Origin of the sequence: Burkholderia sp. KJ006 (assembly GCF_000262695.1) — a bacterium.
GTDB lineage: Bacteria > Pseudomonadota > Gammaproteobacteria > Burkholderiales > Burkholderiaceae > Burkholderia > Burkholderia vietnamiensis.
In genome coordinates, this window is sequence record NC_017920.1 from 1,436,530 (window position 1) to 1,459,967 (window position 23,438).

The 23,438-nt window shown below is 65.5% G+C and carries 19 protein-coding genes; 11 read left to right on the forward strand and 8 right to left on the reverse strand.

Translation table 11 applies throughout. The features are described 5' to 3' along the window. Nucleotides 1-3: 3 nt before the first annotated feature. Nucleotides 4-936 (forward strand): tRNA pseudouridine(55) synthase TruB, encoded by a 933-nt coding sequence (gene truB / locus MYA_RS06505; RefSeq protein ID WP_014722924.1) that lies wholly within the window; start codon nucleotides 4-6, stop codon nucleotides 934-936. 84 nt (nucleotides 937-1,020) lie between these two features. Here truB and MYA_RS06510 read toward each other — a convergent pair whose 3' ends face one another. From MYA_RS06510 to MYA_RS06525, 4 genes are all read right to left on the reverse strand, one after another. Then, the gene (locus MYA_RS06510; protein ID WP_011884592.1) at nucleotides 1,021-2,580 is read right to left on the reverse strand and encodes a DHA2 family efflux MFS transporter permease subunit; all 1,560 of its coding nucleotides are present in this window, start codon (nucleotides 2,578-2,580) and stop codon (nucleotides 1,021-1,023) included. A 27-nt stretch (nucleotides 2,581-2,607) separates the two neighbouring features. Further along, nucleotides 2,608-3,831, reverse strand: coding sequence for an HlyD family secretion protein (locus tag MYA_RS06515; RefSeq protein ID WP_014722926.1), 1,224 nt, complete (start codon nucleotides 3,829-3,831; stop codon nucleotides 2,608-2,610). Between the two features lie 52 nt (nucleotides 3,832-3,883). Next, nucleotides 3,884-5,389, reverse strand: a complete 1,506-nt coding sequence (locus MYA_RS06520; protein ID WP_014722927.1) for an efflux transporter outer membrane subunit — start codon at nucleotides 5,387-5,389, stop codon at nucleotides 3,884-3,886. A gap of 87 nt (nucleotides 5,390-5,476) precedes the next feature. Continuing rightward, entirely contained in the window at nucleotides 5,477-5,968 is a 492-nt protein-coding gene (locus MYA_RS06525; protein WP_014722928.1) for a MarR family winged helix-turn-helix transcriptional regulator, read from the reverse strand. Nucleotides 5,969-6,302: 334 nt separating this feature from the next. Between MYA_RS06525 and typA the strand changes: the two genes are divergently transcribed. The 6 genes from typA to MYA_RS06555 all read left to right on the forward strand — a co-directional run bounded on the left by typA (nucleotide 6,303) and on the right by MYA_RS06555 (nucleotide 15,988). Continuing rightward, the gene (gene typA, locus MYA_RS06530) at nucleotides 6,303-8,129 is read left to right on the forward strand and encodes a translational GTPase TypA (protein WP_011884600.1); all 1,827 of its coding nucleotides are present in this window, start codon (nucleotides 6,303-6,305) and stop codon (nucleotides 8,127-8,129) included. Between the two features lie 316 nt (nucleotides 8,130-8,445). Further along, nucleotides 8,446-11,310, forward strand: coding sequence for a 2-oxoglutarate dehydrogenase E1 component (locus MYA_RS06535; protein ID WP_014722930.1), 2,865 nt, complete (start codon nucleotides 8,446-8,448; stop codon nucleotides 11,308-11,310). A gap of 135 nt (nucleotides 11,311-11,445) precedes the next feature. Continuing rightward, a complete protein-coding gene (gene odhB / locus MYA_RS06540) occupies nucleotides 11,446-12,723 on the forward strand; it encodes a 2-oxoglutarate dehydrogenase complex dihydrolipoyllysine-residue succinyltransferase (protein ID WP_011884604.1) in 1,278 nt (425 codons plus the stop codon). Nucleotides 12,724-12,804: 81 nt separating this feature from the next. Continuing rightward, nucleotides 12,805-14,235: a dihydrolipoyl dehydrogenase gene (gene lpdA, locus MYA_RS06545; protein WP_014722932.1), complete on the forward strand. Its 1,431-nt coding sequence runs from the start codon at nucleotides 12,805-12,807 to the stop codon at nucleotides 14,233-14,235. Between the two features lie 99 nt (nucleotides 14,236-14,334). After that, nucleotides 14,335-15,432, forward strand: coding sequence for a cell division protein ZapE (zapE, locus tag MYA_RS06550; protein ID WP_014722933.1), 1,098 nt, complete (start codon nucleotides 14,335-14,337; stop codon nucleotides 15,430-15,432). Between the two features lie 142 nt (nucleotides 15,433-15,574). Continuing rightward, on the forward strand, nucleotides 15,575-15,988 hold the full coding sequence (locus tag MYA_RS06555) for a transposase (RefSeq protein WP_014722934.1): 414 nt from the start codon (nucleotides 15,575-15,577) through the stop codon (nucleotides 15,986-15,988). Nucleotides 15,989-16,088: 100 nt separating this feature from the next. Here MYA_RS06555 and MYA_RS06560 read toward each other — a convergent pair whose 3' ends face one another. The 4 genes from MYA_RS06560 to MYA_RS06575 all read right to left on the reverse strand — a co-directional run bounded on the left by MYA_RS06560 (nucleotide 16,089) and on the right by MYA_RS06575 (nucleotide 21,509). Then, complete coding sequence (locus MYA_RS06560; RefSeq protein ID WP_014722935.1) at nucleotides 16,089-16,550, reverse strand: DUF2147 domain-containing protein; 462 nt, start codon at nucleotides 16,548-16,550, stop codon at nucleotides 16,089-16,091. Nucleotides 16,551-16,716: 166 nt separating this feature from the next. Then, nucleotides 16,717-18,402 (reverse strand): ShlB/FhaC/HecB family hemolysin secretion/activation protein, encoded by a 1,686-nt coding sequence (locus MYA_RS06565; protein ID WP_014722936.1) that lies wholly within the window; start codon nucleotides 18,400-18,402, stop codon nucleotides 16,717-16,719. 144 nt (nucleotides 18,403-18,546) lie between these two features. Beyond that, entirely contained in the window at nucleotides 18,547-19,899 is a 1,353-nt protein-coding gene (locus tag MYA_RS06570; RefSeq protein WP_014722937.1) for a collagen-like triple helix repeat-containing protein, read from the reverse strand. 41 nt (nucleotides 19,900-19,940) lie between these two features. Beyond that, on the reverse strand, nucleotides 19,941-21,509 hold the full coding sequence (locus MYA_RS06575) for a collagen-like triple helix repeat-containing protein (RefSeq protein WP_041493819.1): 1,569 nt from the start codon (nucleotides 21,507-21,509) through the stop codon (nucleotides 19,941-19,943). On the opposite strand from MYA_RS06575, the gene MYA_RS31830 reads away from it, so the two are divergent. The 4 genes from MYA_RS31830 to MYA_RS06590 all read left to right on the forward strand — a co-directional run bounded on the left by MYA_RS31830 (nucleotide 21,486) and on the right by MYA_RS06590 (nucleotide 23,415). Beyond that, on the forward strand, nucleotides 21,486-21,710 hold the full coding sequence (locus tag MYA_RS31830) for a hypothetical protein (protein ID WP_014722940.1): 225 nt from the start codon (nucleotides 21,486-21,488) through the stop codon (nucleotides 21,708-21,710). The genes MYA_RS06575 and MYA_RS31830 overlap by 24 nt on opposite strands. Before the next feature lie 460 nt (nucleotides 21,711-22,170). Next, complete coding sequence (locus MYA_RS06580; protein WP_014722941.1) at nucleotides 22,171-22,386, forward strand: Flp family type IVb pilin; 216 nt, start codon at nucleotides 22,171-22,173, stop codon at nucleotides 22,384-22,386. Nucleotides 22,387-22,474: 88 nt separating this feature from the next. Next, entirely contained in the window at nucleotides 22,475-22,975 is a 501-nt protein-coding gene (locus MYA_RS06585) for an A24 family peptidase (protein WP_014722942.1), read from the forward strand. Further along, on the forward strand, nucleotides 22,972-23,415 hold the full coding sequence (locus MYA_RS06590; RefSeq protein WP_011884614.1) for a TadE/TadG family type IV pilus assembly protein: 444 nt from the start codon (nucleotides 22,972-22,974) through the stop codon (nucleotides 23,413-23,415). The genes MYA_RS06585 and MYA_RS06590 overlap by 4 nt, the downstream gene beginning before the upstream one ends. Nucleotides 23,416-23,438 lie beyond the last annotated feature (23 nt).

Sequence of the window (23,438 nt, forward strand, 5' to 3'; positions counted from 1 at the left end):
CCTATGACGACTGCAGCTCCCCAACGTCCGCGCGTGCCGCGGCGCGCGCTCGACGGCGTGCTTCTGCTCGACAAGCCGGTCGGCCTGTCGAGCAACGACGCACTGATACGCGCGAAGCGCCTGTTGCTCGCGAAGAAGGCCGGTCATACCGGCACGCTGGATCCGCTCGCCTCGGGGCTGTTGCCGCTGTGCTTCGGTGAGGCGACGAAGTTTTCGCAGGACCTGCTGGAAGCGGACAAGACCTACGAAGCGACGATGCGTCTCGGCGTGCGCACGACCACCGGCGACGCGGAAGGCGACGTGCTCGAGACGCGCGCGGTCGCATGCGATCGCGCGGCAGTGGCGGCGGCGCTCGCGCGCTTCACCGGCGACATCGTGCAGGTGCCGCCGATGTACTCGGCGCTCAAGCGCGACGGCAAGCCGCTGTATGAATATGCGCGGGCCGGACAGACCGTCGAGCGCGAAGGCCGCAACGTGACGATCCATGCGCTCGACCTGCTCGATTGCGCGCTGCCGGACGTGACGTTCCGCGTGACCTGCAGCAAGGGCACCTACGTGCGTACGCTCGCCGAGGACATCGGCGAAGCGCTCGGTTGCGGCGCGCATCTGACGATGCTGCGCCGTACCGGGGTCGGCGCGTTGACGCTCGAGCACGCGGTGACGCTCGACGCACTGTCGGACGCTGCCGAAGCGGCGCGCGACGCGTGGCTTCAGCCGGTCGACGCGCTGCTGTCGACGTTCCCGCTGGTGCGTCTCGACGACGCCAGCGCGAAGCGGTTCCTGCACGGGCAGCGCCTGCCGCTGTCGGCGCTCGATCCGATCGATGCGGCCGAAGGCGCGCGCGTGCGCGTGTACGACGCGCAGCGGCTGCTGGGCGTCGCACGCAAGGCGAGCGGCGTGCTCGCACCCGAGCGTCTCGTCGTGACGGCCGCCTGACCGGCCGCGCGCAAGCGCGGCGTCGGAACGAAAAAAGCCCGGCTGTCGCCGGGCTTTTGCATTGCATGCGTTCGCGCGTGCCGCTCAGTGCGCCGCCGACGCCGCCGCACCCGCATCGCCGCCGCCCGCGCGTTCGGGCTTGGTGATCCAGATCAGTCCGATCAGCAGCACGAAGATCGCCGCCGAGATGTAGAACAGATCGTTCACGCCGAGCTGGGCCGCCTGCTGCGTGGCCATGTTGTTGATGAGGCCGTGCGCCTGGTCCGGCGTCAGCCCGAGCTTGCCCATCTGCGTGACGGCCTGATTGAACGTCGGGTTGTACACGTTGGTCTGCTCGACCAGTTGCGCGTGGTGGAAGTTGTTGCGGTGATCCCACGCGGTCTGGAAGATCGACGTGCCGATGCCGCCGCACATGATCCGCACGAAGTTCGACAGGCCCGATGCCGCGGGAATGCGGTGGCCGGGCAGGCCGGACAGCGTGATCGACACCAGCGGGATGAAGAAGCCGGCCATCGCGATGCCCTGCACGAGCGTCGGCAGCGTCAGCGACCACTCGTCGACGTCGGTCGTGTAGCGCGAGCGCATCCAGAAGCACAGCGCGAACGTCAGGAACGCGGCCGTTGCGATATAGCGCGGATCGGTGCGCGGCAGGAACTTGCCGGTCAGCGGCGACAACAGGATCGCGAACAAGCCGACGGGCGCCATCACGAGGCCCGCATCGGTGGCGGTGTAGCCGATCTGCGTCTGCAGCCACAGCGGCAACAGCACGAGGTTGCCGAAGTAGAGACCGTAGCCGACGGCGAGCGCGATCGTGCCGCCCGTGAAATTGCGGATGCGGAACAGCGACAGGTCGACGACCGGATGTTCGGCGGTCAGCTCCCAGATCACGAAGAACGCGAACGAGACGACGGCGATCAGTGCGAGCGCGACGATCGTCGTCGACGCGAACCAGTCGAGATCCTTGCCCTTGTCGAGCATGATCTGCAGCGAGCCGACCCACAGCACCAGCAGCGCGAGGCCGACGCCGTCGATCGGCGCGCGGCGCACCGTCGATTCGCGCGTGCGATAGATCGACCACGTGGCGAGCGCAGCGGCGATGCCGACCGGGATGTTCACGTAGAAGATCCACGGCCACGAGTAGTTGTCCGAGATCCAGCCGCCGAGAATCGGCCCCGCGACCGGCGCGATCAGCGTCGTCATCGACCAGAGCGCGAGCGCCATCGGCGCTTTCGCGCGCGGATAGCTCGACAGCAACAGCGATTGCGACAGCGGAATCATCGGCCCGGCGACCGCGCCCTGCAGCACGCGCGACGCGAGCAGGAACGGCAGGGTCGGCGCGAGCCCGCACATCCACGACGAAATGACGAACAGGATGATCGACGCGAGGAACAGGCGCACCTGTCCGAAGCGGTCGGTCAACCAGCCCGTCAGCGGCACGGAGATCGCGTTCGCGACCGCGAACGACGTGATGACCCACGTGCCCTGGTCGGACGACACGCCGAGGTCGCCCGAGATGGTCGGGATCGCGACGTTCGCGATCGACGTGTCGAGCACGTTCATGAACACGGCGAGCGACACCGCGATCGTTCCGAGCACGAGTTGCCCGCCCTGCAGCGGCGGGTAGGAGACTGGAGCCTGTGCCATGTCGGTAGTTGTCCGGTGTCGAAGCCGTTACATCATCTTCGCGGCGGTGCCCGTCTTCGCCGCAGCCGCGGCCGATGCCAGCGCGTTGCCGCCGGCGTTCGCGGCGATGATGCGGGCGATTTCCGCGTCGGCTTCGTCGCCGTACTTCGCGAATACGTCGGTCTCGTAGACGGTGTTGTGTGCGTTGGCGAGCTGATCGCCGCGCTCGTCCTTGATGTCGACGTCGACCTGCATCGACAGCCCGATGCGCAGCGGATGCTTGTCGAGATCCTTCGGATCGATCTCGATCCGCACCGGCAGGCGTTGCACGACCTTGATCCAGTTGCCGGTCGCGTTCTGCGCCGGCAGCAGCGAGAACGCCGAGCCCGTGCCGGCCGAGAAGCCGACGACCTTGCCGTGGTAGACCGCCGACGAGCCGTAGATGTCGGCCGTCAACTCGACCGGCTGGCCGATGCGCATGTGCCTGAGCTGCACTTCCTTGAAGTTGGCATCGACCCACACCGCGTTCAGCGGCACGACCGACATCAGCGGCGTGCCCGGCGACACGCGCTGGCCGACCTGCACCGAGCGCTTCGCGACATAGCCGGTGACCGGCGCGGGCAGCACGTTGCGCGCGTTCGCGAGGTAGGCGTCGCGAACCTTCGCGGCCGCGGCCATCACGTTCGGATGCGACGCGATCGTCGTGTTGGCGGTCAGCGCGCGGTTCGACGCGAGTTCCTGCTGCGCGGCGTCGACCGATGCCTGCGCGGCGCGTACCGCGTCGCGCGCATGCGAGATTTCTTCCTGCGACACGGCGCCCGTCTGCGCGACGGCCAGCCGGCGGCGCAGGTCGTCCTGCGCCTTCGACAGGTCGGACTGGCGCAGCGCGACTTGCGCACGGTACTGATCGTCGTTGACGAACAGGCCGCGCACCTGACGCACCGTCTGCGCGAGATTGGCCTCGGCCTGCTGAAGCGCGATCTGCGAATCGGCCGGATCGAGCACGACGAGCGGGTCGCCGGCCTTGATCGTCTGCGTGTCGTCGGCCTTCACGGCGATCACCGTCCCGGTGACCTGCGGCGTGATCTGCACGACGTTGCCGTTCACGTATGCGTCGTCGGTTTCCTCATGGAAACGCGCGACGAGGAAGTAGTACAGACCGTACGCGATGGCCGCGATCACGATCACCGCGATCAGCAGCGTCATCATCCGTTTGCGCTTGCCGTTGTTCTGCGGCTGGGCGCCGGCCGCGTTTTGTTGAGGGTCGCTCATGGCGATTTTCTCCGTCCGTTATTTCGAGTGTCTGCGTAGTGGTGGCGCCGGATCAGTTGGCGGCCTGCCTTGTTTGCGTTTTCTGTTGTTCTGCGTCGGGCGCCGCGAGCCGCGTGCCGGTTGCGTCGAAGCCGCCGCCGAGCGCCTTGATCAGCGCGAGCTGCATGTCGCGCCGGCGCATCTTCAGGTTCGTGACCGTCTGTTCCGATGCGAGGCGGTTGCTGTCGGCGGTGAGCACCTGCAGCTGCGGCGACAGGCCGGCCTTGTAGCGGATCACGGCCAGGTCATAGGCGCGCGTCGATGCGTCGAGCGCACGCTGCGCGTCGTCCATCTGGCGGTCGGCCGCGCGGATCGACGCGACCTGCGTCGCCACGTCGTTCAGCGCGCCGATCAGCGTCTGGTTGTAGTTCGCGACCGACAGGTCGAAGTCCGCATAGCGGCCCTTGAGCTGCGCACGCAATGCGCCGGCATCGAAGATCGGCAGGTGGATGGCCGGGCCGAACTGCGCCTGGCGGCTCGCGAAGTTCAGGAATTTGCCCCAGCCGAACGCATCGAAGCCGAAGCCGGCCGCGAGGTTCACGTCGGGGAAGAACTCGGCCTTCGCCTCCTTCACGTCGTGCATCGCGGCTTCCACCTGCCAGCGCGCGGCGACGATGTCGGGGCGGCGCGCCACGAGGTCGGCCGGCAGGTTGCCGGGCAGGGCGACCGCGCCGGACGGGTTCATCACCGGCGCGGCGATCTGCAGCCCGCGGTCCGGCCCCTTGCCGAGCAGCGCGGCGAGCTGGTAGCGCACGGTCGTGATCTGGCCGTCGAGGTCGGACAGCGACGCCTGCGTCGTCGCGATGTTGCCGCGGGCGGTCTGACGCTCGACATTCGTGTCGAGGCCGGCCGACACGCGACCGTCGGTGATCTTGCCGACCGTCTGACGGTTGGTGATCTCGCGCTGCGCGATGTCGCGCAGCGCATACAGTTGCGCGAGCGAGTTATAGGTGCGGGCGACCGACGACGCGAGCGTGATGCGCGCCTGCTGCATGTCCGCTTCGGCGGCCTTTTCCTGCGACACGGCGGTGTGCAGCCGCTCGCGATTCTTGCCCCACAGGTCGAGATCCCACGACGCGCTCGCGAGCACATTGTTCTCGCTGTACCACTGGCCGCCGTATGGGGGCGGGAATAGCGCATTGGAAGAATAGAGCTCGCGCGTCCACGAGTAGCTCGCTTCGGCCTTCGGCATCAGGTTCGAGCGCGACGATTCGATATACGACGACGCCTTCGCGATCCGCGCCTGCGCCTGCGCGATCGATGGATTGCCCTGGAGCGCCTCGTCGATCAGCTTCGGCAGCTGCGGATCGCCGAACTGGCTGGCCCAGTCGAGCGTCGGCCACTGGCCGCCCTGGGCTGGCAGGCTTTGCGCCGATTCGAATTGCGACGCGGGCGCGATCTGCTTGTCGCTCTTGATGCCGATATAGTTTGCGCAGCCCGCCAGCGCCAGCGCGGCAACTGCGGCGGCGACGGCGGTGCGGCACGACCCGGCGCGCACGGACAACGTGGAGGATTTCATCGCGCTGTTCCCTGACTCGGAATGAATGATGGACACTGCAAGGATTTCCTTACATTAATCTGTCAAAAGTAATTGTTATGGCAACTATTACGTGATGCTATTGCCCGCGTTCTCGCAATAATTGCTGAGAATGCGGCGCAGCATGCTCTTCAAAAATCCGACTTCTTCCGGCGTGAAGCCCTCGAGCAGCTCGTCGAGCACGCTGCGGAACACGGGCGGCAACCGCTCGGCGAGCGCACGCCCTTCGTCCGTCAGCTCGAGGCGCACGACGCGGCGGTCCTCGATGCTGCGCACGCGGGACAGCAGCCCGCGCTTCTCGACGCGATCGAGCAGCCGCGTGACCGCGCTGGCGTCGATCCCATACTCGCGCGCCAGCTCCGCGGCCGTCGAACATTTGCCGACCGCGATCATGAACAGCATGCTCGCCTGCGTGCCGGTGATGCCGAGCTCTTCCTGCGTGCGCTGCGTGACGAGGTTGGTCATCACGGACTTCACGCGCGACATCAGATAACCGACGCTGTCGTTGATCTGGTACGAGGACAGCGGCGAAACGGGCGATTGAGAAGGAGAATCGGACATAAAACCCTGAAGCTGCAATAGTTGACTAGGCAGCAGTATAGGGGCAATTTGCTTGCCGCGGCAAATGTTAATCGAACAGGCAACGGCGCGCTGAAGGTGGGCGAATCACCTTGTCGGCGGCGGGGTTTTTGTCGCGGGTGGGCGCCGCCGGCGGGTGGGCGGGACGCGTCGGCGGGGCGGCCGAAGCGGCGTTGCTTGCTGCGATGCAACGGACGGTCCGGCTTTCGACATTCCGACGTGCTATAATTTGCGGTTTCCAAGCTGCAACGCGCGCGCACGTGTCCCGGTGACTGACGAGCGTGCGCGTTTGCGCGTTCAACGATTTCAGGTTTCTATGACCCGCGCCCTTCGCAACATCGCCATCATCGCTCACGTCGACCACGGCAAGACTACGCTCGTCGACCAACTGCTTCGCCAGTCCGGCACCTTCCGCGAGAACCAGCAGATTGCCGAGCGGGTGATGGACTCGAACGACATCGAAAAAGAGCGCGGGATCACCATCCTCGCGAAGAACTGCGCGGTCGAATACGAAGGCACGCACATCAACATCGTCGACACGCCGGGGCACGCGGACTTCGGCGGCGAGGTGGAGCGCGTGCTGTCGATGGTCGACTCGGTGCTGCTGCTGGTCGACGCGGTCGAAGGCCCGATGCCGCAGACGCGCTTCGTCACGAAGAAGGCGCTCGCGCTCGGTCTGAAGCCGATCGTCGTGATCAACAAGATCGATCGTCCGGGCGCGCGGATCGACTGGGTGATCAACCAGACCTTCGACCTGTTCGACAAGCTCGGTGCCACCGAAGAGCAGCTGGACTTCCCGATCGTCTACGCATCGGGCCTGAACGGCTACGCGTCGCTCGATCCGGCGACCCGCGAAGGCGACATGCGCCCGCTGTTCGAGGCGATCCTCGCGCACGTGCCGGTTCGCCCGGCCGATCCGGAAGCGCCGCTGCAGCTGCAGATCACGTCGCTCGACTATTCGACGTACGTCGGCCGCATCGGCGTGGGCCGCATCACGCGTGGTCGCATCAAGCCGGGTCAGCCGGTCGTGATGCGCTTCGGTCCGGAAGGCGAGGTGCTGAACCGCAAGATCAACCAGGTGCTGTCGTTCAAGGGGCTCGAGCGCGTGCAGGTCGAGTCGGCCGAAGCCGGCGACATCGTGCTGATCAACGGCATTGAAGACGTCGGCATCGGCGCGACGATCTGCGCGGTCGACACGCCCGAAGCGCTGCCGATGATCACCGTCGACGAACCGACGCTGACGATGAACTTCCTCGTCAACTCGTCGCCGCTGGCAGGCCGCGAAGGCAAGTTCGTGACGAGCCGCCAGATCCGCGACCGCCTGATGAAGGAACTGAACCACAACGTCGCGCTGCGCGTGAAGGACACCGGCGACGAAACCGTGTTCGAAGTGTCGGGCCGCGGCGAACTGCACCTGACGATCCTCGTCGAGAACATGCGCCGCGAAGGCTATGAGCTCGCGGTGTCGCGTCCGCGCGTCGTGATGCAGGAAATCGACGGCGTGAAGCACGAGCCGTACGAGCTGCTGACGGTCGACGTCGAAGACGAGCACCAGGGCGGCGTGATGGAAGAGCTCGGCCGCCGCAAGGGCGAGATGCTCGACATGGCGTCGGACGGCCGCGGCCGTACGCGTCTGGAATACCGCATCTCGGCGCGCGGCCTGATCGGCTTCCAGAGCGAATTCCTGACGCTCACGCGCGGCACGGGCCTGATGAGCCACATCTTCGACTCGTACGCACCGGTCAAGGAAGGCTCGGTGTTCGAGCGTCGCAACGGCGTGCTGATCTCGCAGGACGATGGCGCCGCGGTGGCGTACGCGCTGTGGAAGCTGCAGGATCGCGGCCGCATGTTCGTGAAGCCGGGCGACGCGCTGTATGAGGGCATGATCATCGGCATTCACAGCCGCGACAACGACCTGGTCGTGAACCCGATCAAGGGCAAGCAACTGACCAACGTGCGTGCGTCGGGCACCGACGAAGCCGTGCGCCTCGTGCCGCCGGTCCAGATGTCGCTCGAATATGCGGTCGAATTCATCGACGACGACGAACTCGTCGAAGTCACGCCGCAATCGATCCGTCTGCGCAAGCGCTTCCTGAAGGAACACGAGCGTCGTCGCGCAAGCCGTGAAGGCGCGGTCGACTGAGCATCGTGCGTTCCCGTGCATGACGAAAAAGGCTGCCTTCGGGCGGCCTTTTTTGCATTCGCTCGACGTGCAACCGAATAGCCGGCAAAACACTGTTTCCGCGCCTCGTGCCAATCCGGCAAAACCCCGCCACGCGGTGCTTTCGGGCACATTTCGGCGCGAACTCCGGTATCGGTTCTGTGATATGCTGCGCGCACGCAAGTTTAGGTCCTTCCAAGCAAGACTTGATTCGCAATCCGCTAAACGGTCAGGCCGTGTCGCGGAAGGTTGAGCAACCCGCTATTTCTCGAGAAGCTCGAAGAAAGGTGAGCGTAAAATGTCAGATGTAATGAAGCAGTTTCAGCTGAACTCCTATCTGTTCGGCGGCAATGCTTCGTACGTTGAAGAACTGTACGATGCATATCTCAACAATCCGGCGTCGGTGCCGGAAAACTGGCGAGAGTATTTCGACGCGCTGCAGAACGTGCCGGCAACGGACGGTTCGAATGCCAACGACGTCGCTCACTACCCGATCGTCGAATCGTTCGCCGAGCGTGCGAAGGCCAATGCCTTCATCCCGCGCGAAAGCGGCAGCAATCTGGCCACCGCGCGCAAGCAGGTTCATGTCCAGTCCCTGATCAGCGCCTATCGCTTCCTCGGCTCGCAATGGGCCAATCTGGATCCGCTGAAGCGTCGCGAACGTCCCGCCATCCCCGAGCTCGAACCTGCTTTCTACGACTTCTCCGAAGGCGACCTCGACCAGACGTACAGCGCAAGCAATCTGTACTTCGGTTTCGACCAGGCTTCGCTGCGCGACATCGTCAAGGGCCTGCGTGACACGTACTGCGGCACGATCGGCGCCGAGTACATGTACATCAGCGATCCGGAGCAGAAGCGCTGGTGGCAGGAGCGCCTCGAATCGACGCGCGCGACGCCGGCGTTCTCGGCCGACAAGAAGAAGCACATCCTGAATCGCCTGACGGCCGCCGAAGGCCTCGAGCGCTACCTGCACACCAAGTACGTCGGCCAGAAGCGCTTCTCGCTCGAAGGCGGCGAGAGCTTCATCGCGGCGATGGACGAAGTCGTCCAGCACGCGGGCAAGAGCGGCGTGCAGGAAATCATCATCGGCATGGCCCACCGCGGCCGTCTGAACGTGCTGGTCAACACGCTGGGCAAGATGCCGGCCGACCTGTTCGCCGAATTCGAAGGCAAGCACGTCGACGACCTGCCGGCCGGCGACGTGAAGTACCACAAGGGCTTCTCGTCGGACGTGTCGACGGAAGGCGGCCCGGTCCACCTGTCGCTCGCATTCAACCCGTCGCACCTCGAAATCGTGAACCCGGTGGTCGAAGGTTCGGCGAAGGCGCGGATGGACCGTCGCGGCGACGACGACGGCCTGCAGGTGCTGCCGGTGCAGATCCACGGCGACGCGGCATTCGCGGGCCAGGGCGTCGTGATGGAAACGCTGAACCTCGCGCAAACGCGCGGTTACGGCACGCACGGCACGCTGCACATCGTCATCAACAACCAGATCGGCTTCACGACGTCCGACCCGCGCGACGCGCGCTCGACGCTGTACTGTACCGACGTGGTCAAGATGATCGAAGCGCCGGTGCTGCACGTGAACGGCGACGATCCTGAAGCCGTCGTGCTCGCGATCCAGATCGCGATCGACTACCGGATGCAGTTCCACAAGGATGTCGTGATCGACATCGTGTGCTTCCGCAAGCTGGGTCACAACGAACAGGACACGCCGGCGGTCACGCAGCCGCTGATGTACAAGAAGATCGCGCAGCACCCGGGCACCCGTGCGCTGTACGCCGAGAAGCTGGTTCAGCAGGGCGTGATCACGGCGGAAGACGCGGACGGCTACGTGAAGGCGTACCGCAAGGCGATGGACGACGGCCACCACACCGTCGATCCGGTCCTGTCGAACTACAAGAGCAAGTACGCGGTCGACTGGGTGCCGTTCCTGAACCGCAAGTGGACGGACGCAGCCGATACGGCCGTGCCGCTCGCCGAACTGAAGCGCCTGGGCGAACGCATCACCACGGTCCCGGAAAACTTCAAGGTTCACCCGCTCGTCGAGCGCGTGATCAACGACCGCCGCAACATGGCGCGCGGCGACCAGCCGCTCGACTGGGGCATGGGCGAACACCTCGCATTCGCGTCGCTCGTCGCATCGGGCTATGCAGTGCGCCTGACCGGCCAGGACTCGGGCCGCGGCACGTTCACGCACCGTCACGCGGTGCTGCACGACCAGAACCGCGAGCGTTGGAACGACGGCACGTACGTGCCGCTGCAGAACATCGCCGACGGCCAGGCGAAGTTCACGGTGATCGACTCGGTGCTGTCGGAAGAGGCGGTGCTGGGCTTCGAATACGGTTACTCGACCGCCGAGCCGAACACGCTCGTGCTGTGGGAAGCGCAGTTCGGCGACTTCGTCAACGGCGCGCAGGTCGTGATCGACCAGTTCATCTCGTCGGGCGAAGTGAAGTGGGGCCGCGTGTCGGGCCTGACGATGCTGCTGCCGCACGGCTACGAAGGCCAGGGTCCGGAACACTCGTCGACCCGCATCGAGCGTTTCCTGCAACTGTGCGCGGATCACAACATGCAGGTCGTTCAGCCGACCACCCCGGCGCAGATCTTCCACCTGCTGCGTCGCCAGATGATCCGCCTGTTCCGCAAGCCGCTGATCATCGCTACGCCGAAGTCGCTGCTGCGCCACAAGGAAGCGGTGTCGGATCTGTCCGAGCTCGCGAAGGGCTCGTTCCAGCCGGTGCTGGGCGAAACCGACGGCGGCATCGACCCGAAGAAGGTCAAGCGTGTGCTGGCATGCTCGGGCCGCGTGTACTACGACCTCGTCGCGCACCGTCGCGAAGCGAAGGCGAACGACGTCGCGATCATCCGTATCGAGCAGCTGTATCCGTTCGCGCACAAGCAGTTCGAAGCGGAAATGAAGAAGTACGAGCACGCGACTGAAGTGGTCTGGGTGCAGGACGAGCCGCAGAACCAGGGCCCCTGGTTCTACGTCGAGCACCACCTGAAGGAAGGCATGAAGGAAGGGCAGAAGCTGGCATACAGCGGCCGCCCGGCTTCGGCCTCGCCGGCAGTTGGCTACTACGCGAAGCACTACGAGCAGCAGAAGGCCCTCATCGAAGGTGCATTCGGCCGCCTGAAGAGCACATCGATCGCGAAATAATCGACGTAAGCGAAACGGGAAGGCGCGCGGCGCTTTCCCGTCTCGTTTGGCCCGCGTGGCGCGTCGCGCGCCCTGGTGGCCGAGCGAGTCGCACGAACCTCGTCATTACCCAGATTAAGCATCCAGGAAAATCACATGGCTATCGTAGAAGTCAAAGTCCCCCAGCTTTCGGAGTCGGTTTCGGAAGCCACCATGCTGCAGTGGAAGAAGAAGCCGGGCGAAGCAGTCGCGCAGGACGAAATCCTGATCGAACTCGAGACCGACAAGGTCGTGCTCGAAGTGCCGGCACCGGCCGCGGGCGTGCTCGCACAAGTGCTGCAGAACGACGGTGACACCGTGGTCGCCGATCAAGTGATCGCGACGATCGACACCGAAGCGAAGGCAGGTGCTGCGCAAGCCGCAGCGGGCGCCGCGGAAGTGCAGCCGGCGGCAGCGCCGGCCGCAGCAGCACCGGCCGCACAGCCGGCTGCCGCAACGGCATCGAGCTCGGCCGCCGCATCGCCGGCCGCAGCGAAGCTGCTGGCCGAGAAGGGTCTGTCGACGGGCGACGTCGCAGGCTCGGGCCGCGACGGCCGCGTCACGAAGGGCGACGCGCTCGCCGCAGGCAGCGCACCGAAGGCTGCACCGGCCGCCGCACCGGCGAAGACCGCCGCTGCGAAGCCGTCGCTGCCGGAAGTGAAGGTCCCGGCATCGGCCACGACCTGGCTGAACGACCGTCCGGAACAGCGCGTGCCGATGTCGCGCCTGCGCGCGCGTATCGCCGAGCGTCTGCTCGAGTCGCAGCAAACGAACGCGATCCTGACGACGTTCAACGAAGTCAACATGCAGCCGGTCATGGACCTTCGCGCGAAGTACAAGGACAAGTTCGAGAAGGAACATGGCGTGAAGCTCGGCTTCATGTCGTTCTTCGTGAAGGCGGCCGTGCACGCGCTGAAGAAGTTCCCGCTGGTGAACGCGTCGATCGACGGTAACGACATCGTCTACCACGGCTACTTCGACATCGGTATCGCGGTCGGTTCGCCGCGCGGCCTGGTCGTGCCGATCCTGCGCAACGCGGATCAGCTGAGCCTCGCCGAGATCGAGAAGAAGATCGCCGAATTCGGCCAGAAGGCGAAGGACGGCAAGCTGTCGATCGAGGAAATGACGGGCGGTACGTTCTCGATCTCGAACGGCGGCGTGTTCGGCTCGATGCTGTCGACGCCGATCATCAACCCGCCGCAGTCGGCGATCCTCGGCGTGCACGCGACGAAGGAACGTCCGGTCGTCGAGAACGGCCAGATCGTGATCCGTCCGATCAACTACCTCGCGCTGTCGTACGACCACCGCATCATCGACGGCCGCGAAGCCGTGCTGTCGCTCGTCGCGATGAAGGATGCGCTCGAAGATCCGGCACGTCTGCTGCTCGACCTGTAAGCCGAGTCTCACCGCACTGACCCGTTCCGCACGCGCGCGCCTTCGCGCGCGCGTGCGGACGTACAAGTAGAAAGGATTGACATGTCCAAGGAATTTGACGTCGTCGTGATCGGCGCCGGCCCCGGCGGCTACATCGCCGCGATTCGCGCCGCGCAGCTCGGCAAGACCGTTGCCTGTATCGAGAAGTGGAAGAACCCGGCCGGCGCGCTGAAGCTCGGCGGCACCTGCCTGAACGTCGGCTGCATCCCGTCGAAGGCGCTGCTCGCGTCGTCGGAAGAGTTCGAAAACACGTCGCACCATCTGGCCGACCACGGCATCACGGTCGACGGCGTGAAGATCGACGTCGCGAAGATGCTCGGCCGCAAGGACGCGATCGTCGAGAAGATGACGAGCGGGATCGAGTTCCTGTTCAAGAAGAACAAGATCACCTGGCTCAAGGGCCACGGCAAGTTCACCGGCAAGACGGACGCCGGCGTGCAGATCGAAGTGAGCGGCGAAGGCGAAGCCGAAGTCGTCACCGCGAAGAACGTGATCATCGCGACGGGCTCGAAGGCGCGTCATCTGCCGAACATCCCGGTCGACAACAAGATCGTGTCGGACAACGAAGGCGCGCTGCGCTTCGACTCGGTGCCGAAGAAGCTCGCCGTGATCGGCGCAGGCGTGATCGGCCTCGAACTCGGCTCGGTGTGGCGTCGTCTGGGCGCCGACGTGACGGTGCTCGAAGCGCTGCCGGCGTTCCTCGGCGCAGCCGACGAAGCGCTCGCGAAGGAAGCGGCGAAGCTGTTCAAGAAGCAGGGCCTCGACATTCATCTCGGCGTGAAGATCGGCGACGTGAAGACGACCGCGAACGGCGTGTCGATCGCCTACACGGACAAGGACGGCAACGCGCAGACGCTCGACGCCGACCGCCTGATCGTGTCGGTCGGCCGTGTGCCGAACACCGACAACCTCGGCCTCGAGGCAATCGGCCTGAAGGCGAACGAGCGCGGCTTCATCGACGTGGACGACCACTGCCGCACGGCGGTGCCGAACGTGTATGCGATCGGCGACGTGGTGCGCGGCCCGATGCTCGCGCACAAGGCGGAAGACGAAGGCGTGCTGGTCGCGGAAGTGATCGACGGCCAGAAGCCGCACATCGACTACAACTGCATTCCGTGGGTGATCTACACGTACCCGGAAATCGCATGGGTCGGCAAGACGGAGCAGCAGCTGAAGGCGGAAGGCCGCGAGATCAAGTCGGGCAAGTTCCCGTTCTCGATCAACGGCCGCGCGCTCGGCATGAACGCGCCGGACGGTTTCGTGAAGATGATCGCGGACGCGAAGACCGACGAACTGCTCGGCGTGCACGTGATCGGCGCGAATGCGTCGGACCTGATCGCGGAAGCCGTGGTGGCGATGGAATTCAAGGCGGCGTCGGAAGACATCGCCCGCATCTGCCATCCGCACCCGTCGATGTCGGAAGTGATGCGCGAAGCGGCGCTCGCGGTCGACAAGCGCTCGCTGAACAGCTGAGCGCGGTATAGCGCCGGCCGGCGCTCGGCCGGCGCAGCCGTCTCATGACGAAGGCGGGCGGGAATTTCCCGCTCGCCTTCGTCTTTTCCGGTTTGCCCGATGAACGTCAACGAATACTACACGCGCGAACTGAGTACGCGCGGCTATCAGTCCGATCCCGCCCAGCGCGCGGCCGTCGATCGTCTGCAGCGCTGTTTCGACGAATGGGTCGAGTACAAGGGGCGCCGCTCGAACGCGTTCAAGAAGCTGATCAATCGTCCCGATCTGCCGCGCGGCGTCTACATGTGGGGCGGCGTCGGGCGCGGCAAGAGCTTCCTGATGGACAGCTTCTACGCGGTGGTGCCGGTGCAGCGCAAGACGCGCCTGCATTTCCACGAATTCATGCGGGAAGTCCATCGCGAGCTCGAGGAGCTGAAAGGGCAGGCCGATCCGCTCGACGAGCTCGCGCGACGTATCTCGAAACGCTACCGGCTGATCTGCTTCGACGAATTCCACGTGTCGGACATCGCCGACGCGATGATCCTGTACCGGCTGCTCGACCGGCTGTTCGACAACGGCGTGCAGTTCGTGATGACGTCCAACTACGATCCCGACGATCTCTATCCCGACGGCCTGCATCGCGACCGCATGCTGCCGGCGATCGCGCTGATCAAGCAGAAGCTCGACGTGCTGAACGTCGACGCGGGCGTCGACTATCGGCAGCGCACGCTCGCGCAGGTGCAGATGTATCACACGCCGCTCGGCGCCGACGCCGATCGCGAGCTGCGCCGTGCGTTCGCGAAGCTCGCCGCGGTGCCCGACGAGAGCCCGATCCTGCATATCGAGAAGCGCGAGCTGAAGGCGTTGCGCAAGGCGGACGGCGTCGTGTGGTTCGATTTCGCGACGCTGTGCGGCGGCCCGCGCTCGCAGAACGACTATCTCGAGCTGGCCAGCCGCTTCCACGCGATCGTGTTGTCCGAGGTGCCGCAGATGTCGCCGCGGATGGCGTCCGAGGCGCGGCGCTTCACGTGGCTGATCGACGTGCTGTACGACCACAAGGTCAAGCTGCTGATGTCGGCCGCGGTGCCGGCCGAGCAGTTGTACGTCGAAGGGCCGATGGCGAACGAGTTTGCCCGCACGGTATCGCGGATCGTCGAAATGCAATCGAAGGAGTACCTCGAAGCGCCGCGCCGCATCGTCGATACTTCGCTGACCTGAGCGCGGCTGCCGCAAGTCATGCGCTTCAATCGTCAATTCCGGTCAAATTGCCTCAATTTGACGGTATTTTCGGATTTGTCTTATAGTCGCCGAAAAGGTCGGGCGATATCGTGTGTCATGGTTCCTGAGGCTGGAGATGTCCATGACACCGTATCGCGATCTGACCGACCAGGAGTGGCGCTCCATCGTGCCGCTTCTGCCTGAAATGAAGCCGCGCACCGAATTGCGCGGTCGGCCACTGGCCAACACACGCGCCGTGCTGAACGGCGTGCTGTGGGTGATCTACAGCGGCGCGACATGGTCCGCGATGCCGCGTCGCTACCCTTCGTATCAGACCTGCCATCGCCGCTTCAAGGCCTGGCACGACACGGGCACGTTGATGCAGGTGATGAGCGTGCTGTACGGCGAGGCGGGCGTGAACCTGTGCAATGCGCTGTCCGCGCGGATGCGCAAGCACTGCCAACCGGATGCGGTAGCGGTGCCCGATGCCGCCGTGCCGGCCTACGTTGCACATGGCAAGCGTGCAGCCGCCGACACGATGGAGCTCGCGACGTGACGTCGTGCGATTTCACTATCGTGCGCGCATAAAAAATCGGCCTGACGACGTTGTCGCAGGCCGATTTTTCATTGCATCGCGCGCATCGACGCGCGCTGCATTACTGCGCGCGCACCCAGGTCTGCGAGCGGCCGAGCAGCGATACGCCGATGTAGCCGCGCACGACCAGCTTCTGGCCGCCGTCTTCCAGCGACATCTTGCACTTGTAGACCTTGCCGTTTTCCGGATCGAGGATGTTGCCGCCGTCCCAGTGGTCGCCGTCCTTCTTCATCGCCTTGATGATCGTCATGCCCTTGATGAGCTGATCCTTGCGTTCGTCCGTGCATGCGGTGCAGCGGCGATCGGGCGTGTCGTTCGCGCCGAGGCCCTTGACGACCTTGCCCGACAGCGAGCCGTCGCCATCTTCGGCGATCTGCACGAGGGCCTTCGGCGCGTGCGTGTTGTCGTCGATCGTCTGCCACATGCCGACGGGGCTGTCGGCCTGAGCGAAGGTGGGGGCAGCGCAAGCGAGCAGTGCGCCGGCGACGGCCAGTGCGCGCAACGGGCGGGTCAGTTGAACCATTGTCTTCCTCCTTGTTTCGTGTCGTGTTCGATTCGCTCGCACGACCGCCTGCATAGGGCGGTGGCATGTTGCGAGCCACGTCAGAATACGTGAAACAGCGTGCCGCGTTTGATAGACGGGACTCTAATCTAAACGGCCCGCCACATGCGGGCCGTGCGCTGCGCAATCAATTGAGCTGATACGAAAACGCCGCGTTCACGCGCGGGCTGCGCGATGCGCTTTCGACCGGCGCATCGCCGACGGGCTTCGCGATGTTCAGGTCGAGACTGTAATAGCGGTTGTCCGTGAAGCGCACGCCGATGCCGACCGACGACAGCCGGCTCGGCGACGGCGTGCCGGTGTGCAGGTACACGCGCGCCATGTCGTACGCGATGTACGGCGTGATCGACTTCATGTAGGTCCAGCCCGGCGTGAACGCGCGATTGACCTCCAGCGACGCTCCCCAGCCCGAGTCGCCCGACGTTTCGCCGGGCTGGTAGCCGAGCGCATAGCGCGTCGAGCCGAACGAGATCTGTTCCGACGTCGGCAGCGAATCGGGGCTGTACTGGCCCGTCAGCGACACCGACGTGCCGATCTTGAACGGCCATTCGTTGGTCTGCGTGAAGGTCGCGCCGGTGCGCACGAACGTGAGCGAGATCGGGCTGTCGGCCGATGTCGTGTTCCCGCCGATCGTCGTGTTCTGCGACTTCGACGCACCGAGGATATTGAAGCCCTTCGCGACGTTGACGCTCAGCTTCTGCACCTGCTTGGCGGACACGCTCGTGTAGTCGAGCTGCATCTGCAGCACGCGCACTTGCGAACGTGTGTCGATGCTGTTGCCGGTGATCGTGTTCTGGTAGCGGTCTTCGTTGTGCGACGCGTAGCCGGACACCGTGCCGAGCAGGCTGCGCTGGTTGTTCAGCAGCAGTGGATAGGAAGCCGAAAGACCGAGCTTCTCGTTCTTCACGGTGCGCTCGACGGTGGACGGCAGGCCGGGGTTGTCGGTCGGCTTGCCGCGGTAGGTGCTGGCATCCAGCCGCGTGACGAGGCCGCTGCTGCCGACCGGCACCGCGCCGCTGAACGCGACGTAGGTCTGCTTGTCGCGTCCGGGCGGCACCAGCGCCGAAATGCTCAGCTGCTCGCCGAACGACGTGAGACCGTTTTCCGTCGCCGTGATGAGCCCCTGGACGCCCGGGTGATTGAAATCGATCCCGGTGCTGATGTTGAAGGCCTTGCGATCGACGGCGAGCTCGAGCGTCGTTGCGCCGTCGGTCGTCTGCGGGGGCGGCACGTTGGCCTTCACCGATACGCCGGGCAGGAGGCCGAACGTGTTCACGTAGCGTTCGAAGGTCGCGCGGCGCAGCGGTCGGTCGGCCGTGATGTGCGCGGCAATCGCGCGAATCTTCGACTCCATCGCGCCGGGCTTGCCGGTGACCTTCACGTCGGATACATAGCCTTCGACGACGGTGATGCGCACGACGCCGTTCTCGAACGTCTGCGCGGGAACGAACGCGAACGACAGCGCGTAGCCGCGCTCCTGGTACAGCTTGGTCACGCCGTTGGCGGTCTCGATCAGCTGGCCGATCGTGATGTCCTTGCCGACGAGCGGCGTGAAGCGTCGCGAGATTTCGTCGAACGGCACCGACTTCACGCCCTCGACCTGGAACGTGGAAGGCGTCAGATGTCGCGACAGCAGCTCCTGGAGTTGCGGCGCCTGCGGCGCGACCTGCACGGTGACGTTCGGACCTTGTTTCGGTGTGTTGATCTGCGGAAGGGAGTCGAGCGGGTTGCCTGCCGCGCGCGTCTGCGCGTGTGCGCCGCCGGCCGCTGCGATGGCGAGCAGCAGCATCCAACTGTCGAGTCTGGATTTCATTGTTCTTCCTCGTAGGCCTTGCTTTTCATCTTCTTTGTATTGCGTGCGCGCGACACCGGAATGTTGCGCGCCGCGTGCCGCGTTGCCGGTCGTGTTGGTACGGCCGCGCGTCGTGCACCGGCTGCACGGGCGCGGCCGTCCTCCTTACTTGCCGACGCTGCCCAGCGTGCCGAGCAGGCCCGTTACCGGCGCGAGCAGGCCGGTCGAGCTGCCCGACGACGCCGAGCCCGACACGCCGCCGACGAGCGACGTGACCGGCGCAAGCGGACTCGACGATCCCCCGGATCCCGCTGCGCCGCCGACCGCACCCGTGACAGTATTCAGCAAGCCCGTCACCGGCGCGAGAGGGTTTGCCCCGCTTGCGCCGCCCGTTGCTCCGCCGAGCGTGCCCGTGACCGTCGACACGAGATTGGTGAGCGGCGCGAGCGGGCTGCTGCCCGAGCCACCCGTCGCGCCGCCGACCGCGCCGGTGAGCGAACCGAGCGGCGTCGAGCCGAGACCGGACAGCAGGCCGCCGAGCGGGTTCGTCGCACCCGAACCCGACGACGAGCCGCTCTGGACCGTCGCCGTCGAGCTGCCGACGAGGCTCGTGATCAGGCCGGGGATCGGTGCCGCACCGTTCGGGCCGTTCGGGTTCACGAGACCGCCCGCGTTGGTCACGGTATTGCCCACCGCGGTGACGAGCTGGCCGACGTCGCCGACGAGCGGCTGCTTCGACGTGCCCGCGACCTGCGTGCCGGCCGAGCTGATCGCGCCGCCGATCTGGCCGAGCAGGCCCGACACCGGTTGACCGAGGCCCGTCGTCGTGCCGACCTGTTGCGTGACCTGGCCGGCGGTGATGACGAGCGGCGTGATCGCCGAGCTGAGCGGCTGCGTTACCTGCTGCACGGCGCCCGACGACAGCGTCGAGCCGATCGTCGTGCCCGCCGCGGACAGGCCGTTGGCGACCGTGTCGAGTACCGTGCCGACCGGCGACGTGACCGGTGCGAGCGGCGCGAGCGGGCCGGTGCCGAGCGCCTTGACGGTCGAGCTCAGGCCGGACACGGTATTGCTCGTCGCGCCGACCACGTTGCCGAGGCCCGCGACAGTTGTGCCGACCGGATTGCTCGTCGTGCCGGTCTGTCCGAGGCCGTTGCTCAACGCGTCGGCGGCGGCGCCGATGATCGTGCCGGTGCTCGACAGCGTGCTGCCGACGCCCTTCGTCACGCCGTCGCCGAGGCCCGGCAGGCTGACGTTGCCCACCGTGCTGCCGAGGTCCGTCGCGGTCTGGCCGACCGTGCTGACCACGCCCTTGGTGCCCGTCGTCGTGCCGCTGGTGCCGCTCGTCCCGCTGCTGCCGGTGCCGCTGGTACCGCTCGTGCCGCTGGTGCTGCTCGTCGGCGGCGAGCTGACGCCGCCGCCGCCGCAAGCGGCGAGCACGCACGCTGCCGCGAACGCGGTGAGGGGAGCGCGCCACGGGCGCAGGGCGGCCGTCGTGAAGGAACGTTGTTGGGACATGATTGGACTCCTCGCTGTCTTGTCGATGAATGGATGCCGGATTACTTGCCGTGCGTGCCGCCGAGCAGGCCGCCGATCAGCGACGTGACGGGCGCGAGCAGGTTCGAACCCGAGCCCGAGTTCGTGACGGTGCCCGTGGCGCCGCTCAGTGCGGGCGCGCCGGCTGCGCTGGTGACCGTGGACAGCGCGCCCGTCACCGGGGCCAGCGGGCCGCTGCCGGCAGCACCGCCCGTCGCGCTGCCGAGTGCACCGGTGACGGTGGAGACGAGGCCGGTGACCGGCGCGAGCGGACCGCTGCCGCCGCCCGCAGCGCCGCCGAGTGCGCCGGTGACGGTGGAGACGAGGCCGGTGACCGGTGCGAGCGGGCCGCCGCTGCCGCCCGTTGCGCCGCCGAGTGCGCCGGTGACCGGCGCGAGCGGACCGCTGCCGCCGCCCGCTGCGCCGCCGAGTGCGCCGGTGACTGTGGAGACGAGGCCGGTGACCGGTGCGAGCGGGCCGCTGCCGCCGCCCGTTGCACCGCCGAGCGTGCCGGTGACGGTCGAGACGAGGCCCGTGAGCGGCGCGAGCGGATTGGTCGCGCCGCCGGAGCTGCCGGCCAGCAGGCCGCCCACGGACTTCACGGTATTGCCCGCCGACGACACGGTGTTGCCGAGGCCGGTCGTGATCGGATTGCCGCCCGTCGATGCGATCAGCGCGCCGCCCTGGTTCAGGCCGTTGCCGATCGTGCCGAGCAGCGTGTTGACAGGCGCGCCGAGCCCGGTCGCCGTGCCGATCGTCTGCGTCGTCTGGCCGACCATCGTCGTGATCGGGGTGATGGCCGAACTGACCGTTTGCGTGAGCTGCTGGACCGGCCCGGTCGACAGCACGTTCGACAGTGTCGTGCCGCCGCCCGAGACCGCGTTGCCGACGGTCGTCACGAGGCCACCGACGGCGCCGGTGACCGGTGCGAGCGGCGCCAGCGGGCCGCTGCCGAGGCTGGTGACCAGGTTGCCCGTCTGCGTCACTGCGCCGCCGAGCTGGTTGACCACGTTGCCCGTGCTGGCGACGGTGACACCCACCGGGTTGGCGGTTGCGCCGAGCTGGCCGAGCCCGCTGCCGAGGCCGTTGCCGAGTGCCGTGACCGCGCCGCCGACGCTCTGCACGATGCCGCCGGCCGCCTGCGTCGTGCCGGGGTTCACACCGGGCAGCGACTGACCGGCGATCACGGTGCCGAGACCCGATACCGTCGAACCGACTCCGGTGACGATATTGCCGCTGCTTGCGAGGACAGTTCCCACCGAGTTCGACGACACACCCGACGTTCCGCTCGTTCCGCTCGACGTGCCGCTGGTCGTTCCACTCGTGGAGCCGCTGGTGGAGCCACTGGTCGAACCGCTCGTCGAGCCGCTGGTGCTACCCGACGTGCTGCCGCTGGTCGAACCCGACGTGCCGCCCGAGGTGCCGCCGCCCGAGGTGGAGATCGAATCGCCGCCGCCCGAGCTCGACCCGCCGCTGATGCCCTTGCTGATCGAACCGGAACCGCCGCACGCGGAAAGGGAAAGCATGGCTGCCACGGTGGCCGCGATCATAGTCGTCCGGAGCGTGCCATGAGGGATAACCTGAATGTCCATTTCGTCCTCGCATTGAAGCTGATGTTGTGTTGGGTGATGCGAGGATTACTCTGCAACTGTCGTGCCATTCCGATGGCGACGGAGTCGATGAATCGCTTAAAACGCGCCAATTCCTTGTCGCAAAAGGCATTGGCGGTAATTGAAAGATTGTTGAAACTGTTTAAAGCCGGATTGAGGCAAACGATTTCGCGCGTTTCGTAACGTAACGTGCGGTCTTTGGCGTTACGCGCGCGGCGTAACGTGGATGTGGGGCAGGTGGCACGGGTGCGCGAATTGTTTTACTGGTGGACTAGATGTGCACATCTAACCTATCGTAAATCCTATGTGTAAGTCGTACCGAAACCCCGTACAAATGGTCCTGCGGCGGAAAGTTTTTCGGCCGGCTCTTAAAAGAGGTTGGAACATAAATAGGATCGGATATAGAATCCGGATCGGTGTAAGTAAATGTACAGTCCGGTACACGACGTTCGAGGAGGATCACTATCGCGAATGTTAACTTGCATCAAATCGTCGTATGCGCCCTTCGGGGTGACCTATAAAGAAAGCGCACCCGCTTGTCGTTACAGCACAAGTAACGAATCACGCGGGGCAACGGCCGGATATGCGGGGATGTACAACGTATAACAGGCCAAAGAACGTACATACAGGCACGAGGAATAAAATGAAAGCACTCATCAAGCGCTTCCTCAAGGAAGAAACCGGGGTTACCGCGATCGAATATGGGTTGATCGCGGGTCTTGTCGCGGTCGCCATCATCGCCGGCGTGTCGTCGCTGGGTGGCAATCTCAACACGATGTTTACATCGATCGGATCGTGTGTCTCGTCGCTTGGCGGCGCGAGCGCTACCGTTGCGTCCGCATGCAAATTGGGCAGCTGAGTATTCCCAATCGTCGTTTTTAGGCGCGATGTCAGACGGCTCGCTGGTGCGAGCCGTCTGATCCATATCCGCGATCGGTCGTGGCGCGATGGCATATTTCATTTCAGTCGGGGTTTTTCTGGCCTGGGCGATATTCGTCGCGGCCAGTGATATCCGCTACCGACGAATTCCGAATTCGCTCGTCTTCGGCGGCGTTGCTGCCGCATTCGCAAGCGCGTTGTGCGGCGCCAGTCCGTTCGGCATCGCGCCGCTGCACGCATTGCTCGGCATGCTCGTCGGGATGGCGTGCCTTTTGCCATTTTTCGTTGCGCGCGTGATGGGCGCGGCGGACGTCAAAGTGTTCGCCGCGCTCGGTGCGTGGTGCGGCGTGCACGGACTATTGTGGCTATGGATCGCGGCGAGCCTGGTCGCTTGCCTGCATGCGCTTGCGGTCCTGTTGTTGACTCGCACGCCGCTTCGCGCGTTGCGCGGCCGCAGTGCGCCGACGCTGGCGCTGGGCCGGTATCGCGCGACGCCCTATGGGGCGTGCCTCGCGATTCCCGCGGCGCTGTGGCTCGTCTGTGTCGCTACGGCGGGAGGCGTGCGATGAAGCGGCAGGGGCGTCCGGCGCGATATCGGCGGCAGCGCGGGGCGACCGCCGTCGAATTCGCGATCATCTTTCCGCTTTTTTTCGTGATCTGCTACGCGATCATCTGCTTCGGCATGATTTTCGTGATTCAGCAGAGCCTGACGTTCGCGGCGAGCGAAGGCGCACGCGCGGCGCTGAACTACGCGCCGGACCTCGCGACCCGCACGTCGAAAGCGCAGTCTGCCGCGCAGACCGTCGTGGGCTGGCTGAATATCAGCGCGCCCAGCGTCACGGTGCAGGCACCGGCATGCAAGTACGACGCGACGCTGTATTGCCTGTCGGTCACGGTGAGTTATTCGCCTCGAGCGTGGGTGACCACCATGCCGTTTCTCGGAACCATTGTCACTCAGCCGTTGACCAGTACGGCAGTAGTCCAGATTTCGCAGTCGCTGCTTCAATGAAGACCGTGTCGTGAAGCGGCGGC

Coding starts and splice junctions, on each gene's coding strand:
- MYA_RS06535 (WP_014722930.1), top strand. CDS start 8,446: ATGTCAGATGTAATGAAGCAGTTTCAGCTGAACTCCTATCTGTTCGGC.
- odhB (WP_011884604.1), top strand. CDS start 11,446: ATGGCTATCGTAGAAGTCAAAGTCCCCCAGCTTTCGGAGTCGGTTTCG.
- MYA_RS06570 (WP_014722937.1), bottom strand. CDS start 19,899: ATGTCCCAACAACGTTCCTTCACGACGGCCGCCCTGCGCCCGTGGCGC.
- MYA_RS31830 (WP_014722940.1), top strand. CDS start 21,486: ATGAGGGATAACCTGAATGTCCATTTCGTCCTCGCATTGAAGCTGATG.
- MYA_RS06525 (WP_014722928.1), bottom strand. CDS start 5,968: ATGTCCGATTCTCCTTCTCAATCGCCCGTTTCGCCGCTGTCCTCGTAC.
- typA (WP_011884600.1), top strand. CDS start 6,303: ATGACCCGCGCCCTTCGCAACATCGCCATCATCGCTCACGTCGACCAC.
- MYA_RS06520 (WP_014722927.1), bottom strand. CDS start 5,389: ATGAAATCCTCCACGTTGTCCGTGCGCGCCGGGTCGTGCCGCACCGCC.
- MYA_RS06575 (WP_041493819.1), bottom strand. CDS start 21,509: ATGGACATTCAGGTTATCCCTCATGGCACGCTCCGGACGACTATGATC.
- MYA_RS06565 (WP_014722936.1), bottom strand. CDS start 18,402: ATGAAATCCAGACTCGACAGTTGGATGCTGCTGCTCGCCATCGCAGCG.
- MYA_RS06590 (WP_011884614.1), top strand. CDS start 22,972: ATGAAGCGGCAGGGGCGTCCGGCGCGATATCGGCGGCAGCGCGGGGCG.
- truB (WP_014722924.1), top strand. CDS start 4: ATGACGACTGCAGCTCCCCAACGTCCGCGCGTGCCGCGGCGCGCGCTC.
- MYA_RS06555 (WP_014722934.1), top strand. CDS start 15,575: ATGACACCGTATCGCGATCTGACCGACCAGGAGTGGCGCTCCATCGTG.
- MYA_RS06585 (WP_014722942.1), top strand. CDS start 22,475: ATGGCATATTTCATTTCAGTCGGGGTTTTTCTGGCCTGGGCGATATTC.
- MYA_RS06515 (WP_014722926.1), bottom strand. CDS start 3,831: ATGAGCGACCCTCAACAAAACGCGGCCGGCGCCCAGCCGCAGAACAAC.
- zapE (WP_014722933.1), top strand. CDS start 14,335: ATGAACGTCAACGAATACTACACGCGCGAACTGAGTACGCGCGGCTAT.
- MYA_RS06510 (WP_011884592.1), bottom strand. CDS start 2,580: ATGGCACAGGCTCCAGTCTCCTACCCGCCGCTGCAGGGCGGGCAACTC.
- lpdA (WP_014722932.1), top strand. CDS start 12,805: ATGTCCAAGGAATTTGACGTCGTCGTGATCGGCGCCGGCCCCGGCGGC.
- MYA_RS06560 (WP_014722935.1), bottom strand. CDS start 16,550: ATGGTTCAACTGACCCGCCCGTTGCGCGCACTGGCCGTCGCCGGCGCA.
- MYA_RS06580 (WP_014722941.1), top strand. CDS start 22,171: ATGAAAGCACTCATCAAGCGCTTCCTCAAGGAAGAAACCGGGGTTACC.